The sequence below is a fragment of the Bacteroidota bacterium genome (assembly GCA_013696965.1).
Lineage (GTDB): Bacteria > Bacteroidota > Bacteroidia > JACCXN01 > JACCXN01 > JACCXN01.
Genome location: JACCXN010000009.1, coordinates 113,326 through 130,476 on the forward strand (window position 1 = coordinate 113,326; position 17,151 = coordinate 130,476).

The 17,151-nt window shown below is 33.6% G+C and carries 13 protein-coding genes; 8 read left to right on the forward strand and 5 right to left on the reverse strand.

Annotated elements, in window-relative coordinates:
* Positions 1-63: 63 nt before the first annotated feature.
* Positions 64-2,685: a cyanophycin synthetase gene (cphA, locus tag H0V01_01705; protein ID MBA2582084.1), complete on the reverse strand. Its 2,622-nt coding sequence runs from the start codon at positions 2,683-2,685 to the stop codon at positions 64-66.
* Positions 2,686-2,723: 38 nt separating this feature from the next.
* Complete coding sequence (locus H0V01_01710) at positions 2,724-2,972, reverse strand: hypothetical protein (protein ID MBA2582085.1); 249 nt, start codon at positions 2,970-2,972, stop codon at positions 2,724-2,726.
* A 458-nt stretch (positions 2,973-3,430) separates the two neighbouring features.
* On the opposite strand from H0V01_01710, the gene H0V01_01715 reads away from it, so the two are divergent.
* A complete protein-coding gene (locus H0V01_01715; GenBank protein MBA2582086.1) occupies positions 3,431-3,961 on the forward strand; it encodes a ferritin-like domain-containing protein in 531 nt (176 codons plus the stop codon).
* Between the two features lie 57 nt (positions 3,962-4,018).
* On the opposite strand, the gene H0V01_01720 is transcribed toward H0V01_01715, so the two are convergent.
* On the reverse strand, positions 4,019-4,759 hold the full coding sequence (locus tag H0V01_01720; GenBank protein ID MBA2582087.1) for a hypothetical protein: 741 nt from the start codon (positions 4,757-4,759) through the stop codon (positions 4,019-4,021).
* Positions 4,760-5,059: 300 nt separating this feature from the next.
* Here H0V01_01720 and H0V01_01725 point away from each other — a divergent pair, with 300 nt between their 5' ends.
* Positions 5,060-5,887 (forward strand): OmpA family protein, encoded by an 828-nt coding sequence (locus H0V01_01725; GenBank protein MBA2582088.1) that lies wholly within the window; start codon positions 5,060-5,062, stop codon positions 5,885-5,887.
* 66 nt (positions 5,888-5,953) lie between these two features.
* A complete protein-coding gene (locus H0V01_01730; GenBank protein ID MBA2582089.1) occupies positions 5,954-6,529 on the forward strand; it encodes a DUF4468 domain-containing protein in 576 nt (191 codons plus the stop codon).
* A 25-nt stretch (positions 6,530-6,554) separates the two neighbouring features.
* On the opposite strand, the gene H0V01_01735 is transcribed toward H0V01_01730, so the two are convergent.
* A complete protein-coding gene (locus H0V01_01735) occupies positions 6,555-7,751 on the reverse strand; it encodes an amidohydrolase family protein (protein ID MBA2582090.1) in 1,197 nt (398 codons plus the stop codon).
* A gap of 80 nt (positions 7,752-7,831) precedes the next feature.
* Here H0V01_01735 and rlmN point away from each other — a divergent pair, with 80 nt between their 5' ends.
* The 4 genes from rlmN (at position 7,832) to H0V01_01755 (ending at position 12,158) form a co-directional block, all read left to right on the forward strand.
* On the forward strand, positions 7,832-8,890 hold the full coding sequence (rlmN, locus tag H0V01_01740; protein ID MBA2582091.1) for a 23S rRNA (adenine(2503)-C(2))-methyltransferase RlmN: 1,059 nt from the start codon (positions 7,832-7,834) through the stop codon (positions 8,888-8,890).
* 138 nt (positions 8,891-9,028) lie between these two features.
* Positions 9,029-10,702, forward strand: a complete 1,674-nt coding sequence (locus H0V01_01745) for a hypothetical protein (GenBank protein MBA2582092.1) — start codon at positions 9,029-9,031, stop codon at positions 10,700-10,702.
* Positions 10,703-10,758: 56 nt separating this feature from the next.
* Positions 10,759-11,733, forward strand: coding sequence for a polyprenyl synthetase family protein (locus H0V01_01750; GenBank protein MBA2582093.1), 975 nt, complete (start codon positions 10,759-10,761; stop codon positions 11,731-11,733).
* 8 nt (positions 11,734-11,741) lie between these two features.
* A complete protein-coding gene (locus H0V01_01755) occupies positions 11,742-12,158 on the forward strand; it encodes a hypothetical protein (protein ID MBA2582094.1) in 417 nt (138 codons plus the stop codon).
* An 81-nt stretch (positions 12,159-12,239) separates the two neighbouring features.
* Here H0V01_01755 and xth read toward each other — a convergent pair whose 3' ends face one another.
* On the reverse strand, positions 12,240-13,007 hold the full coding sequence (gene xth, locus H0V01_01760) for an exodeoxyribonuclease III (protein MBA2582095.1): 768 nt from the start codon (positions 13,005-13,007) through the stop codon (positions 12,240-12,242).
* A 326-nt stretch (positions 13,008-13,333) separates the two neighbouring features.
* Between xth and H0V01_01765 the strand changes: the two genes are divergently transcribed.
* Positions 13,334-16,822, forward strand: coding sequence for a hypothetical protein (locus tag H0V01_01765; GenBank protein MBA2582096.1), 3,489 nt, complete (start codon positions 13,334-13,336; stop codon positions 16,820-16,822).
* Positions 16,823-17,151 lie beyond the last annotated feature (329 nt).

Consider the following 17,151-nt stretch of genomic DNA (forward strand, 5'->3'; position numbering starts at 1 on the left):
CATTGTGATATTTTCCAATAAAAAAAGCGGCTATTGGCCGCTTTTTTTATTGGAAAAATCATCCTACAATTCATACTCCCCTACCAATTCTTTTTCCTGTAACTGTTTCAATGTTTGAATGCTATCATCAATTGATTCGGTAAAAACAGTAATCAATTGTTTTTTTCTGGCATTTTCAACTGCATATTTAATGGCTTCCGATTCACTTGAAATAATTCGAACAGGCACCTTCTTTTTAGATTTTCTGATTCCTTCTAACAATAAATCATGGATTTCTTTTTCTTGCCTCCCTCTTAAATTTTTATCACTTCGGATAATGATTTCGTCAAATATGTGGGCTGTTTTTTCACCGATACTAATTATTTGAGCATCTGGTCGATCACCAGGTGCAGCGATAATACCTGTTTTGAAAACTCCGGTGTAATTATTTACAAATTTTCCAATGGCATCAATTCCAGCTGGATTATGGGCATAATCAACAAGCACTTCAAACTCATTAAATTTAAAAAAATTCATTCTTCCCGGTGTTTTATCTGGAGAGGGATAAAATGACATCAAAGCATTTTTAATTATATCGGTATCAAATCCGCTTACATATCCGAACAGAACAACCGGAAGGGTATTTTGAACCATAAATTCTGCTTTTCCCCCAAAAGTAGCCGGAATATCATTAACCTCTTCAATTTGCATTTTTAAATCGCCATTATAAACCACTATAACACCATTTTCAACAACAGCAGCCACTCCATTTTTACTGACATGGTCTTTTATCCTCTTGCTTTCGGGATCCATACTGAATAAAGCAACTTTGCAATTCAAATTCTCAGCCATTTCAAAGACCAAATCATCATCCGCATTTAACACAGCATAACCAGTTGAAACCACAGTACGGGCAACAACCGCCTTTACCTGCGCTAGATCTTCAAGTGTTTCGATATCATCCACTCCTAAATGATCTTCAGTAATATTGGTAACAACTCCTACATCGCAGTTATTAAATGCAAGACCTGAACGAAGAATTCCCCCTCTTGCACATTCAAGTACAGCGAACTCGACATTGGGGTCGGTTAATATTAATTGAGAGCTTGCAGGGCCAGAACAATCACCTTTGGAAATAATCACATCATTTATATAAATGCCTTCTGTTGTAGTATATCCTACATTATAACCTGCAACTTTAACCAAATGTGCAATCATTCGTGTTACTGTTGTTTTGCCATTGGTACCAGTAATTGCTGCGATAGGAATTTTAAATTGCTTTTCACTTGGAAACATCATATCCATAATTGCACCAACAACATTTCTTGATTTCCCCATTGAAGGCATTAAATGCATTTTTATTCCCGGAGAAGCATTCACTTCAAGTATTGCTGTATTGTTTTGGTAAAAAGGAACTGACAAATCAGGGGAAATTAAATCTATACCGCATATATCCAACCCAACAATCCTTGCGATTCTCTCTGCCAAAAACCTGTTATGAGGATGAATTTCATCAGTTACATCGTAAGGAACAGCTCCCGCACTAACATTTGCAATTTCCTTCACATAAACTATTTCTCCTCGTTTTAATACCGATTGAAGTGTCAGTCCTTTCTTTTTTAAAATATTCATTGTAACCTCATCAATCTGAATTGGAGTAAGAACGTTTCCTTCATTAACTGCTCTGGCCGGATCACTGTTTACATCACTTATTAACTCCTTAATAGTTGATAGCCCATCTCCAGTTATAGAAGCTGCAATTCGTTTTGTAGCGGCAGAGAACTTATAATTAATTACAAGTAATCTGTAATCAAAACCCTTAATAAATTTTTCAACAATAATATCCTGAGCCACCTCCTTAGCAATGTGATAAGCATCAATAACCTGATTTTTTGTATTCAGGTTAAGGCTAATTCCTTTGCCATGATTTCCATCAAGAGGTTTAACAACTATAGGAAATCCAACTTTATTTATTGCATAATCAACTTCATCCTCAAATTCAATGATAACACCAAAAGAAACAGGAATTTTTGCTTTCTCCAGTACCATTTTGGTCAGATCTTTATCTCCCGTAACATCTACTCCCATGAAACTAGTTGAACTGGTGAGCACTCCATTTATTTTTTTCTGATTTACTCCATATCCAAAAACTGTTTCCCTTGAATAAAAACCTTTTGTATAAGGGATTCCTCTTATATCTGCTTCCTTTAAAATAGCTTCAGTACTCATACTGGGAGCATATTTTCTCTTGAGTGCTTTTAAAAATTTAATTTCCTTATTGATGTCAAATTCCTCATCATTTATTACAGCAGAGCAAATATCAACAGCAGATAAAACGGCTTCTATTCCAACATTTTCAACTGTATAAGCCACAACAATATTAAATACATTTTTCTTTGAAGTGGTATATACTCTTCCGTAATCACTAGGCAGACCAACCAATCGTTGCAATTCCCGTGCAAGGTATTCCACAACATTAGGAATAGTGGTACCCGATTTTAAGGATCTTAAGAAATCGTTTTCAAACTCAAAATCTTTTTCATTGGCTTTTGAAACAAGAATTTTGGCCATTTTTCTTTCGAAATCCTTTATTTTGTTTGTGTGGCTATGAATGGTTTCTAAATCGAGTTTAGATACAATGAGATTTTCATTAGAAATTGACCAGTAATTAGGCCCCCTCATAACTTTTGTAGATATAACTTTCATTTATTTATAATTGGTTGAATAAACATTCTTGTTAAAAATCATTTCTTGTATTTGCCGTATCCCTGGGGCCCTTGCTCTCCCTTATCAATCTTATTATTAAACCCATGAGCTCCCTGGGCATCACTTTCACCATCCTCCTGTTCAAAGTATTTTGTTTTTTTTGCTTTTTTTTTACTATCGGTTCCAGCTCTATCGGGTGGAATTTTCGATTTTGCTTTTTTACCTTTATCTGGAGTCTGGAGTGCTATGTCTCTTTCCTTATCCTCATTTTCCTTTTTATTTTTCATTATTTCCCTGGTTTCCTTGTTAAATTATTCTAGAAATAGATTTTAGATTAGCTCCAACAAATCTTATAAAAGATCTTTACTTCAAAATTTTAAGCCATTCTTACTGCTGTATTGCAACAATTTCACTATTAACAATAACCAGCTGATTAAAAGGCCATTAAAATTAATGTTGTAGTTTAAAATATGCTTAAAAATCGGCACTTATAATTCAAACGGGGAATTATTTTCACGCATTTGGGGCAAAAATGTGTAGAAATTGGGGCAATGAAAATAATTCCCCCATTTGTGGAATTATTTTCCTAAAAAACAATTCCATTTTAATTAATTCATTTTTCATTTCCTTGTCAGGGCATTAATACGAAAGGAAATATTTTCAAAAAGAAAAAAACAAAAAGATGGCAGGGATTTTTATAAAAAGAGCAATAAATAAATTATTAATCTTAAAATAAAGCGCTATTATGAAAAAAATGAAAACTTTACAGGATCTGTTTGTAGAACAGTTAAGAGACATGTATTATGCTGAAAAACAATTGCTAAAGGCTATTCCAAAAATGGTTAAAAAAGCAAGTTCTGAAACTTTAAAAAGCGCTCTTGAAAACCATCTTCAGGAAACAGAAAACCAAGTAGAAAGGCTTGATCAAGTTTTCGAAAAATTAGAAATGACAGCAAGGGGAAAAACTTGTCCTGCAATGGATGGAATTATTGAAGAGGCAAAAGAATTAATGAACGAAGATGCAGAACCAACTGTTATGGATGCTGGAATAATTGCTGCTACGCAAAAAGTTGAACATTATGAAATAGCCACTTATGGCACACTAAGAACTTTTGCTGACACTTTAGGTTATACTAATATTTCAAAGCTTTTGCAAGCAACATTGGATGAAGAATTAGCAACGGACAAAAAGCTGACGAAAATTGCCCAAACAATTAATGTAGAAGCAATGGAGCCTGCATCAAGCACAGGAACAGGAACGGGAAAAAAACATTAAATAAAAATTAAAGAATCAAAAGGGCGGTAGTAGTACTTTAAGCCCTTTTGATTTGTTTTATGCAGTTTCACTTATATGTTTAATCAACATTCGTTTAGCAATAGGAAGAAACGTTTCATTTAATGGAATTTCCAAATCAGTTTCCATGGCATATGTAGCGGGATTTAGCAAATCCCTTTTCTTGCGTATTAAATCAGATTTAATAAATTCAAAAGTAGTACTGAAATTTCTTTTATAGGTTTCAATGAAGATTGTATGAAGTCCTCTGTATTTATCTTCAGATGCTTCAAAAATAGTTGTTCTGTATTCATAAACATAGGTTTTTTTATTGATCCCATTATTAAGTAACATATACCCGTAATCGGCATTTAAGGGCACAACACCAATGGAAGAAATGGTGGTATTGTTTTCAATAAGGTCAAATATTTTTTTTCCCTCATTTAAATAATATTCGAATTTTGGGATGGAGAAATTGATAATTTGTTCCAGTTCTTCGAATAAATCAGAGTCTTTAATTATTTTTTCATATTCCATATCAAAAGATTCAAGGTCTATTTTTTGAAGCTTACTTGGAAATGCGTCTGATATTAATTTTTTATTTTCTTTAACTGACATTATATTTTTGTAATGATCGATAATTTCCGAAAAACAAGGATAAAGCAGGTTTTGTTCGAAGCTGTTACTTACATCGCTCAAATAAGCCAGCAAAACATATTTTTTGTATTCAAAATCTATGTGCTTTTCTGTAAGCCAGTTTTTGCTAAGTTGTTTCATTGGAGCGGGTGTTGGTGTTTTCATAAAACGGTATTTTTCCTTAGAGGTTTCAATTTTAATACCATAATTTTAGTTTCAAGTGCCAATAAAATCAAATAATGTTATCTTTGAAGCGTTAATAAAAAATATTATAAAAACAGAACTTTCAAAATGAAAAAACATTTTCTTCCCGCCTTACTTATTGCTTCACTCCTTTTTTCTTGTGTTCCGGCCCGCAAATTTGAAGAAACAAAAAACAAATACACAAAATGTGAAGAGGAAGCCAATCAAATGAAATTATCAAATATTGAATTTGAAACTCAGCTTACAGAAAATAAAGCCTTAATGAGGGAACTAACTAAGAAAGTAGACAATTTGGAACGTGATACTGTAAATGGAGGAAATTCCTATCGCCAACTTACCAGGAATTACGATAAGTTAGGAGAAACCTATGAATTATTGCTTCAAAAAAACAAAGAACTCTTATCGGGAAGTGCCGCTGAAACAACAAAACTTACAGGCCAATTGCAACTTACACAAACCCAACTTCAGCAAAAAGAAGATGCATTGAAAATAATGGAGCGTGAGTTGGAACTAAAGAAAAGCAACCTGGAGGAATTAAACAAAGAATTAACAAAGCGCGAGGCCAAGGTTAATGAACTTGAGGCCATATTGAAGAAAAAGGATGAGGCTGTAAATGAACTTAAAAGGAAAGTTTCTGCCGCTTTGCTTGGTTTTGAAGGACAAGGCTTAACAGTTGAGCAGAAAAACGGAAAAGTATATGTATCACTTGATGAGCAATTGTTATTTACATCAGGAAGCACAAAAGTTGAGGCAAAAGGTGTAGAACCTTTAAAAAAACTTGCCAAAGTACTTGAACAAAATGAGGATATAAACGTTTTAATTGAAGGCCATACTGATGATGTTCCAATGTCTGGTTCGGGTGCAATAAAAGACAATTGGGATTTGAGTGTAATACGAGCTACTTCAATATTAAAAATCATTCTAACAAACAGCAAGGTTGACCCATCACGATTAACTGCGGCTGGAAGAGGAGAACATATGCCAATTGATTCTTCCAAAACTGCAGAAGCAAGAAAGAAAAACCGTAGGAGTGAAATAATACTTACTCCGAAACTTGATGCTCTTTTCCAATTGTTGGAAAACAATTAAGAAGTAAAATACTTATATTGGCTCTTGAAACCTTTTCTTAAATAAATTCCTTAAAATTAAAAAATCATGAAAACATTATTTGTTCGAATACCGGTATTAATTTTATTTTTATTTGTAAGTATTTCCATAGCTCAAAAAAACAAGCAAGCCCTGCCTGTTGCTCCACAAATGCCTGTGAACGAGGAAAGCAAATTAATTTCCTATTCAGCAGTTGTGGAATTGAAAGCAGCTCCTGATGAATTGTATAAAAGAGGAATTAATTTTTTCAGCTCCAATTACAAAAACACGGCAGATGTGTTAAAAAAACAGGATGAAGCAAATGGTGAGATTGAAGGGGTTGCACGTTTTAAAATTCGCAACCCTGCCGATAAAGATGGTGTTGAATCTGAAGCAGGAATGGTTTCCTATTCTATAAATTTGAAATTAAAGGATGGCAAGTATAAATACGAGTTTACTAAAATAAACTGGAAACAGACCTCTTATTATGGAATTGAAAAATGGATGGATAAAAGTTCTCCTAGTTACAAATCTAATTATGATTATTATTTAATTCAGGTTGATGAACAAATCAAAAAACTAGTTGAAGAATTAACAAAAGCAATGCAAAAGCCTTCAGTACAGTCTAAAAAAGCTGATTGGTAAAAAATCAATTGATCTGGTTAAAGGGCTAGATTAATTTTTTCACAGAAGACTTATCAGTCAAAGAAAAATTTTCCAAATCCGGGTTTTGAATTAAGTTCAATCCCGGATTTTTTCCTTTTTCAAGTGAGCCCAAAGTTTTAAAACCTAAAAAATCAGCACCGTTTAAAGTAGCCCATTTTATCATTTCATCTAAAGGTATCTCTGGGAAACTCTTTGAAATGGTTTTTATCTCATTCAATATAGACAATGAACCATTTGAGGCAAGACTATCGGTTCCAAGAGTTAATCTTAGCCCTGCTTTAATAAATTTATCTATTGGGGGCAATTTGCCTTCTATATACATATTGGCTCCAGGGCATAAGCACCACCAGACCATTTTGCTGTAATTGTTAACCCATTTCAAATCTTGCTCTGCTGTAAAAGTATTGTGCACCAATAGTATTTTATTGCAAACCGGAAGCTGAACAAGTACGGTAGGAAGAGAATTAAATCCAGAGGGTTTCCATTGGCTAAAATCCAGTGAAAACATTTCCAGCATTTCCCTTATTTTTCCCTTACCTGTTAAAAACAATAGATTTTCATCCTCAGATTCCTGGTTATGCATGGACAACAATCCGTTTTCCAAATAACAGCTATCCCCTATTTTCTTAAATAACTTCTCAGAAACTGAATAGGGTGCATGTGGTACAATAGAGGCACATGCATTAAATTTATTATTTCCCAGTTGATAATACTCCTGTTTTAACGAATGTGCCTGCTTAAAAATAAGATCTGCTTTTTCAGAATCAAATCCAAATACTTCTATAAATGTATGATAAAGGATGCTGCTGTTTGATTTTAATTTAAAGGAATGGTTGGAGTTGGAGACATCACCTACTGCCACAATTCCTTCCCTTATCATTTCTTCTTCTGCAGTTTTTATGGCAAGCTGAATAAAATCATCAGCTTGATTTCTTTTTTGTTGAAGTTCCCGAACAAAAGCAGGAAGCCCTAAAGATGGTGTAATCTTGTTTTTAAGATGAGATAATTCAAGATGGCAATGTGTATTAATAAAGCCAGGACATATTATTCCCTCATGCTTTTCAACTCCCTCAATGGAATAACCTTTAGCTTGAGGGGATATCACATCTAAAATAGTCCCGTCATCGTGAATTATTACAACTCCATTTTCAATTGGAGAGGAAGAAACAGGCAGAATATAATTGGCTGAGAACTTACGCATTCATTAATATTATCTACAATAGACAAAGATAATCACTGTTATGATGATATGTACCGTGCAAATTTATAATTTTGTATTTAATGATACCCACAAAAACAACAGATATAAGAGCTTTGACTCTGGAAATGCTTGAGGTTTTTTTTATTTCTAATGAAGAAAAAAAATTTCGTGCAAAACAGGTATATGAATGGCTTTGGAAAAAATCAGCCAGAAGTTTTGATGAAATGACTAACCTTTCAAAGGAAATCAGGGAGCTTCTTAAAGCTAATTTTGTAATTCAGGCTGTTAATGTTGATGAACAACAAAAAAGCAAGGATGGTACAATTAAGAATGCATTCAAATTATTTGATGGAAATGTGGTGGAGGGAGTATTAATTCCTACAAAAAACAGAATGACCGCTTGTATTTCATCCCAGGTAGGATGTAGTTTGACTTGTAAATTCTGTGCAACGGGCAGACTTGATAGATTAAGAAATCTTAATGCTGATGAAATATATGATCAGGTAGTTTTAATACGAAATCAAGCTGAGGAAAATTACAATTTGCCCCTTACCAATATTGTTTATATGGGAATGGGGGAACCCTTGCTAAATTACAGGAATGTACTTGAATCAGTAGAGAAAATCACTTCTCCTGAGGGTTTGAATATATCGGCACAACGCATTACTATTTCAACAGCTGGTATAGCTAAAATGATTAAAAAATTAGGTGATGATCAGGTTAAATTTAATCTTGCACTTTCCCTTCATGCTGCAAATGATGAAAAGCGTAGCAAAATTATGCCTATAAATGAGCAAAATTCTATTGATGCACTTGCTGAAGCCCTCAAATATTTTTATGAAAAAACCAATACTCGTGTTACTTATGAGTATATAATTTTTAAGGATTTTAATGATACTTTACAAGATGCCAGGGAACTTGCAGCGTTTTGTAAACACATTCCCTGTAAAGTGAATATTATTGAGTACAATAGTATTGATGATGGAGAATTTCAACAGACAACTGACTCCAGGTTGAAATCATTTGTTGAGTACCTTGAAAAACACAGGGTAATTGTAAATGTTCGCAGAAGCCGCGGAAAGGATATAGATGCGGCATGTGGCCAACTGGCCAATAAAAACACTGCCGTTAAAAAGTAATTGTTTAATATTATCTCAATAATATAATTTCGATAGCTTTATTAAAAATAAGAAGTACATAATTACGTTTAAAAATTGCATTAAAAAGCTTGCTATTAGTGCTTTTTAATGCGGACGAAATTAAAACTCTCATTTCAAATGAAAACTACCCTCCTTCCTATTGTTCTTTTTTTAATTTGTTTTGGGGCATTTTCTCAAGATGTTAAAGTAAAATGGGGACAAGATTACAAAATCCCAAAAAAATCATTTATAAAAAAAATAATTGGGGAGGATGAAAAAGGTTTTTATTTGCTTCGAAACCAAGGACAAACAAGGTCAAAAGAAGGGGAATTGTTTTTAGAAAGGTATTCCAACGATAATGTAAGCTTGCAAAGTTCGAACATGATTCTTGTTCCTAAAATTAAGGGTGAAAGTGTAAAATACGAGCAGCTTTTTTACATCAATGAAAAGCTCTTATTATTTACTTCTTTTTATGATAAGGAAGCTGGAACAAATACAGTTTATGCCCAATATTTAGATGAGATTGGTAGAGGAGTATCTGAATTAATCCGAATTAATGAAATACATACCCTTCAAAAAAAGAATACAGGAAGTTTTGAGATTGTACTTTCTGAAGATAATTCAAAGATTCTTGTTTGTAGCAATGAGCCTTTTGAGAATTATGCCAATGAAAAAATAGCGTATACTGTTTTAGATGTTGATTTAAATAAAATTTGGTCAACAGAACTGGAAATGCCCTATTCAGGAAGGGAGTTAAGTATTACAAATCATATAGTTGATAATTTTGGAAATGCTCATATGCTTGCCAAGGTTAACATGAAACCCGAGAAAGCCGAAAAAAAGCAGGCAGATTATTTTTACACTATTCTTTCCTATTTTTATTCAGATGATATTGTAAAAGAGTATGAGGTAAGTATTAAGGATAAATCCGTTTCAGATATAGCATTCAAATTGAGTGGTTCGGGAGAATTAGTGGCAGCAGGCTTTTACTCAAATACAACAAAGGGCCAATCTAATTCCAATACTAATTTCGGTTTTTCCAGTGTATCCTACCAGGAGCAAAAGAGCCTGATTGCCGGTTCCTTTTATTTAAAAATTGACCTTTCAACCCAAAAAGTAACCGCAAGGGGCATAAAAGAGTTTGACAGAAGTTTTTTGGGAGAATTTATGAATGAGCGGAGCATTGATAAGGGCAAAGAACTTTTCAGTTACCTTATTGATCATTTTGTAATAAGAGAAGATGGTGGAGCTATTTTGGCGGGAGAACAGTATTATTCTACCATGGTATGTAATTATGATCCCAGAACAGGGATTCGCAATTGCAATTACCATTATTATTTCAATGATATTGTAATTGTGAATATAAATCCTGACGGATCCATTGCCTGGACAAGGAAAATTCCCAAAAAACAACATTCCATAAATGATCATGGTTTTTACTCCTCCTATATATTTGCTTACGACAATTCAACAATTTCTATTGTTTTTAATGATCATATAAGAAACATAGTACCTGAGAAAGGGAAAAACATAAAGTACATGAATAATCCAAGAAAGGCTGTTGTAGCACTTGTTACTGTTGATGAATCTGGGAAAGTAAAAAAATCCCCGTTGTTTGCTGCAAGGGATCAAAAAGTTATTGTAAGGCCTAAAGTGTTTTCTCAAGTAAAAATTGATCAGGCAATTATTTATGGCCAAAAGAAAAACACCTATAAAATGGGTAAAATGACCTTTTTGTCATCCAAAAATGCAAATGAAGAAAAAAAGCAGAGCGGATACCTGGAAAATCGAAATTCAGAGGATGGTGATTGACATAATTAAGTTAATTTTGCAAGGAAATTAAAAAACAGAATCTGCCTACTCATTTCATGCTGAATTTAAAAGAAATAAAAGCTCCCATTGCAAGCGAAATGTCTGAATTTGAAATAAAATTCAAAGACTCAATGAAAAGCTCAGTTCCTTTGCTGGATAAAATTACCCATTACATAGTAAAGCGCAAAGGCAAACAAATGAGACCTATGTTTGTTTTTTTATCGGCAAAGCTTTGTGGGGGAATTAATGATTCATCTTTCAGGGCAGCCTCTTTGATTGAATTATTGCACACTGCTACTCTTGTTCATGATGATGTTGTGGATGATGCCAATATGCGAAGGGGTTTTTTCTCAATAAATGCCTTATGGAAAAACAAGATTGCAGTTTTAGTGGGAGATTTCCTTTTGTCTAAAGGCTTGTTGTTATCCGTTGACAACAACGACTTCAGACTTTTAGGGATTGTAGCTAATGCAGTGAGGGAAATGAGCGAAGGCGAACTTTTGCAAATAGAAAAAGCAAGGAAATTGGATATTCAAGAGCCTGTTTATTTTGAGATAATACGGCAAAAAACAGCTTCTCTTATTGCATCATGTTGCGCCTGTGGTGCTGCCTCTGCCGGTGCTGATGAAAAAACGATAAAGCTAATGAATGATTTTGGTGAAAATACCGGAATAGCTTTTCAAATAAAAGATGATCTCTTTGACTATGGAAATGGTGAGAATACCGGAAAACCATCTGGCATTGACATTAAAGAGAAAAAAATGACACTCCCCTTGATTTTTGCCTTAAGCAAGGCTTCCTCTGAAGACAAAAAAAGGATAATCAATATTATTAAAAATCACAATGAGGATCCAATTCGGGTTGCCGAAGTGATTAATTACGTTTTAAAGAGCGGAGGAATTGAATATGCACGTGAAAAAATGAACGAGTACAAAGCAAAAGCATTGCAGCTGCTAAACGAAATGAATGACTGCCAGGCAAGAACTTCCCTTGAACAACTCGTACGGTATACAACTGAACGTGACAGATAATTAAAAAGATGAAAAAACTGCTCATTTTACTTATTCCTTTTTTATTGGTCTTTTTTTCATGCAATCAATCGCAAATTGCTGAAGAAAGAAATGAAACACCACTTGAAACTTCTCCTGAATTAAAAACAGAGGTTATTAAATCAGGTGAGATGGCATTGCATAAAACATTTTATAAAAACGGACAGCTTAGAATACAGGGAAATATGCTCAATGGAAAAAGAGAAGGCAAATGGGTTTCTTTTTATGAAGATGGAATGCCCTGGAGTGAGACTTGGTTTGATAAAGGAAGAAAACATGGGAGCACCACTACATGGAATTCTGACGGAAAAAAGTATTATGAAGGCCATTTTGAAAACAATAAGGAATCAGGAAAATGGACTTATTGGGATGAAAACGGTAGTGTAATTAAAGAGGTTGAATATTAGGATCTTCCCTCTTTTTCAGGTTTTTGTGGTAATTGATTTCTTTAAAAACATTTAGAGCGTTGCGGGCTCTTTTTTTTATGATCAAAAATCCATTTCCACCATTACCGGACAATGATCAGAGTGAATAGCATCAGGTAAAATATAAGAACTTTTAAGTTTATCTTTTAAATTTTCAGTTACCAAATGGTAATCAATGCGCCATCCCAAATTTTTGACTCTGGCATTTGCTCTATAACTCCACCAGGTGTATTGATGAGCATCTGTATTAAAATGCCTAAAGGAATCCAAAAAACCAGAATTGATAAATCCATCAAACCAAGCTCTTTCTTCAGGAAGAAAGCCAGAAGTTTTTGCATTGCTTTTTGGATTATGTATATCAATATGTTTATGGCAAATATTGTAATCTCCGCAAATAATTAATTTAGGCCTGGTAATCTTTAGCTTTTCAATGTATTCAGAAAAATCTTCAAGCCATTCCATTTTAAAAGCTTGTCTTAAATCACCACTTGATCCTGAAGGCATATAAACACTCAATACAGAAACATCGCCAAAGTCAGTCCTTAAAACCCTTCCTTCGCAATCGTATTTGTCAATTCCACATCCAATTTCCACATGTGAAGGTTGTATTTTGCTCAGTATTGCAACGCCACTATACCCTTTTTTAATAGCAGGATTCCAAAAGCAATGATAGCCTAATTTTATAAAAGGTTCCAAATCAAATTGTGATGGACTTGCTTTTATTTCTTGCAGGCATACAATATCCGGGTTAACTGATTTTAACCAATCAAGCCATCCTTTGTTAATTGCGGCTCTTATTCCGTTTACATTGTAAGATATTATTTTAGGCATTTTAGCGTTGTCTTGTAAATTAATCAGAAACAGCTGCAAATATACTTAAAATGACAAATATTGAACCGGGCAGCTTTTATTCTTTATTTCAGTATAATGGGTTTATCCCTGGTTTTTTATACTTTCACTTTAAAAAAAACGATAAATTTCAATGGTTATTCATTGTGAAGGTAAATTTCATTAAATTCTTCTCTTTTTATATAGAAAAATCATTTTGGCAGTGTGTTTTTGATATTAATAAATGCAAGGTGAAACAAAAAGAATTGTAAGCTTTTAGCATCGCTTTTCTTTCAATATAGAATTTATTAAAGAATGTATTTCAATTATTGAAACCATACAGGAAAATACTCGTTTTGCTGTGCATTTTAAATGCCGGAATTGGTGGTTATGCCCAAACAGGGAATAACCTTCGGGAAAAGCATTTAATTCCTTCAATTACGGATACTATTAAACTGGATTCCCTTTCCATAATTTCCGGTTCAGAAATAATTTATCTTTCTGATGGCACTATTGCCGATTCCCTTTTTTATGGGATCGATTATTTTTCCGCTTCACTCTATTTTAAGCAAGAATATTCGGATACCATTAAACTACTCTATAGGGTTTTTCCTTATGATTTTAAAAAAACTTTTCAAAACAAAGATTTTGGAAAACTTGAACCCGATGAAACAGGAGCCATAAATCCATTTTCCTACATCTATGATGAGCATAACAATGAAAATGATATTTTTAAACTTGAAGGCTTAAACAAAAACGGAAGTATTTCAAGAGGAGTAACAATGGGAAATAATCAGGATCTTGCTGTTAATTCAAACATGAATTTGCAATTATCGGGTAAAATTAATGAAGAGGTAAGTATACTGGCTGCAATTACGGATAATAATATTCCAATTCAACCTGATGGAAACACCCAGCAATTGCAGGATTTCGACCAGGTTTACATACAGGTTTTTAATGAACGTACGAAATTAACTGCAGGAGATTTCCAACTTATCCGTCCCCCTGGTTATTTTATGAATTATTATAAAAGGGCACAGGGAGGACATTTTTCAACTTCTGTGGATACAGGAAAAGAAAAAAAAGGAATTTATAAAATTTCTGCAGCAGCAGCTGTTTCCAGGGGAAAGTTTGCACGCAATCAAATAACCGGAATAGAAGGAATTCAAGGTCCATACCGTTTAAAAGGCAATGAAAACGAAACATTCATTATCGCCCTCTCTGGAACTGAAAATGTTTTTATAGATGGCCAACTTCTCAAACGTGGACAGGAGTACGATTACATTATTGATTACAATACAGCTGAAATAACTTTTACAGCCAATAAACTGATTACAAAAGACAAAAGAATTGTAGTGGAATTCCAGTATTCTGACCGTAATTATGCCCGTTCATTGTTTTTTGTGGGAAACGAATTTGAAACTGACCGCTTAAAAGCAAGATTAAATATTTATTCTGAGCAGGATGCTAAAAACCAGCCTCTAATGCAGGAACTTGACCCTCAGAAACAACAATTAATGGCAAGCATTGGGGATAGTATTCATAAGGCCCTTTATACAAATGTAGACAGTGTAGGCTTTACACCTGATCAGATTTTATATCAATTGAAAGACAGCCTTGTGCAGGGTGCTTTTTTTGATTCGGTATTTGTATATTCCACCAATCCAGAAAATGCATTTTATCGTCTGGGATTCTCTATTGTAGGGCAAGGCATGGGGAATTATGTGCAAAAAAGCAGCACTGCAAATGGTAAAGTATTTGAATGGATAGCCCCTGTAAACGGCATAAGGCAAGGTTCCTATGAACCAATAACAATTCTTGTGACTCCAAAAAAAACCCAGATGATTACTTTTGGAGGGGAATATAAAATTACAAAAAACACATTGGGAAATTTTGAAATTGCAGTGAGCAATAATGACATAAATACTTTTTCCTCTTATGATACACAAGACAACACGGATCTAGCTTTTCGTGTTGGTATAATAAACAATAAACCATTAAATCCTTTATCGGAAAAAGGCTGGACTTTATCCACCCTTGCAAATTATGAACAGGTGAATGCTAATTTTACCCGTATAGAACGTTTTAGACCTGTTGAATTTGAAAGAGACTGGAATATATTGAATCAGTCTTTTAATGAATCACAACATATTTCAACCGCAGGAGTAGGCCTTGGCAAAAAAAATGTTGGTAGCTTTAACTACCAATTAAGTTCATTTAATACAAAAAGTGAATATACTGCCCTTAAAAATATTTTAAATGCTGATTTCACCCACAGGAATTATGCTTTTAACCTTGCGGGAAGTTACCTGATGACTGAAGGATTTAAAAGCAGTTCAGAATTTTTCAGGCATAGAGCAAGTATTGAAAAAAGGATGAAATACATTACAGTGGGTCTTTGGGAAGATTATGAAAGCAACCTGATTAAACCCATTGAGGCTGAAACATTGCTAGTTTCCAGTTACCAGTATTTTGAATGGGAGACTTTTATTTCCAATGCTGACACAGCAGTTAATAAATATACCCTTCGGTATAGGCAAAGAATAGATCAAGTGCCTTTTGAAAATACTCTTAATCGTTCAACATTTGGCGAGAGCATTACCTTTGATTTTGGGTTAAATAAAAATCCGAATTCTACTTTAAGGGGAAGTTCAACTTACAGGAAACTTTCCATTACCAATGAAAATCTTACTACTGCTAAACCTGAAGAAACAGTACTTGGAAGACTTGAATATTCATTAAGGTTATTGAAAGGAAGCATTACATCCACTACATTTTATGAGGTAGGATCAGGGCTTGAGGTGAAAAAAGAATTTTCATTTATTGAAGTACCTGCCGGACAAGGTGTTTATGCATATATAGGTGATTTAAATTACAATGGAGTTAAGGATTTAGATGAATTTGAAATGGCCCCGCTTCCGGATTTAGCCCGATATATTAAGATTTTTACACCAACCAATGAATTTGTAAGAGTTTATAGCAATCAATTCAATGAAGTACTTAATGTTAATCCTGCATCAATATGGAACAATAAAAAAGGCTTAAGAAAGCAGGCAGCAAAATTTTCCAATCAAACTGCATATCGTATCGATCGAAGAACAGGAACCGATAATGCTATTTCATCATTTAATCCTTTTTTCAATGAAGTTCAGGATACCATGCTCATTACTTTGAATTCTTCGGTAAGAAACACTGTTTTTTTCAACCGAACTGATCCAAAATTCGGTATTGAATACAATTGGCAGGATAACAGAAATAAAAATATATTGGTTAATGGTTTTGATTCCCGCACCAATATTTTTAACAGCTTGCGTTCCAGGTGGAACATAACCAGGATTTATGCCTTAAATATGGCAGCTACAAAGGGAACAAAAACAAGCAGATCGGAATTTCTCAGCAACCGTAATTTTGTAATTAATTACATAGAAATGGAACCCAGGTTTGTTTTTCAGCCAAATACAAATTTAAGGATAAGTATTATTTACAAATACATGGAAAAGAAAAACTTACCTGATTTGGGAGGAGAACGGGCAATTACGCACAACATGGGATCTGAAATCAAATACAGTGTATTGACCAAAGGAAATTTGCTTGTAAATGCGAATTATATTATAAATGAATTTAATGCCTCTGATAATACTTTGTTGTCCTTTGAAATGCTTGAAGGACTTCAAATAGGGCAAAATGTCACCTGGAGTATTTCTTACCAAAGGAATTTATCAGTCAATATGCAATTAAGCCTTACTTATACTGGAAGAACTTCCGAGGCTATCCGCACTATTCACACCGGTGGGGTTCAGGTAAGAGCATTTTTCTAGAAGGTTTAGAAATAAACTTCTGATCAGGTTTTTATTCTTTTTGATTTCATTAATCATTTTTGCTTTGGAGGTTTGGTTAAATGTTATTTATTAACCCTACAAGTATTGTATTTACTTGGTTTCAATTTAAAAACATTTAACCTTTTCATTAAAGGTACTTAACGAAAAACACTTTTGAAATCATTATTTAAATCTTTAACCGCAACAATTTTTATCAGATAAAATTTAATGCAATTAAATTTCTTTTTAAACCCCACAAGAATTCAATAAAACACACGTTGTAACCCTTGTTACACAACGAACACAACGCTACAAGCCTTGATTATTTT

Excerpts from the sequence above, each read along its gene's own strand:
- cphA (MBA2582084.1), bottom strand. The coding sequence starts at position 2,685 with ATGAAAGTTATATCTACAAAAGTTATGAGGGGGCCTAATTACTGGTCA.
- H0V01_01710 (MBA2582085.1), bottom strand. The coding sequence starts at position 2,972 with ATGAAAAATAAAAAGGAAAATGAGGATAAGGAAAGAGACATAGCACTC.
- H0V01_01715 (MBA2582086.1), top strand. The coding sequence starts at position 3,431 with ATGAAAAAAATGAAAACTTTACAGGATCTGTTTGTAGAACAGTTAAGA.
- H0V01_01720 (MBA2582087.1), bottom strand. The coding sequence starts at position 4,759 with ATGAAAACACCAACACCCGCTCCAATGAAACAACTTAGCAAAAACTGG.
- H0V01_01725 (MBA2582088.1), top strand. The coding sequence starts at position 5,060 with ATGAGGGAACTAACTAAGAAAGTAGACAATTTGGAACGTGATACTGTA.
- H0V01_01730 (MBA2582089.1), top strand. The coding sequence starts at position 5,954 with ATGAAAACATTATTTGTTCGAATACCGGTATTAATTTTATTTTTATTT.
- H0V01_01735 (MBA2582090.1), bottom strand. The coding sequence starts at position 7,751 with ATGCGTAAGTTCTCAGCCAATTATATTCTGCCTGTTTCTTCCTCTCCA.
- rlmN (MBA2582091.1), top strand. The coding sequence starts at position 7,832 with ATGATACCCACAAAAACAACAGATATAAGAGCTTTGACTCTGGAAATG.
- H0V01_01745 (MBA2582092.1), top strand. The coding sequence starts at position 9,029 with ATGAAAACTACCCTCCTTCCTATTGTTCTTTTTTTAATTTGTTTTGGG.
- H0V01_01750 (MBA2582093.1), top strand. The coding sequence starts at position 10,759 with ATGCTGAATTTAAAAGAAATAAAAGCTCCCATTGCAAGCGAAATGTCT.
- H0V01_01755 (MBA2582094.1), top strand. The coding sequence starts at position 11,742 with ATGAAAAAACTGCTCATTTTACTTATTCCTTTTTTATTGGTCTTTTTT.
- xth (MBA2582095.1), bottom strand. The coding sequence starts at position 13,007 with ATGCCTAAAATAATATCTTACAATGTAAACGGAATAAGAGCCGCAATT.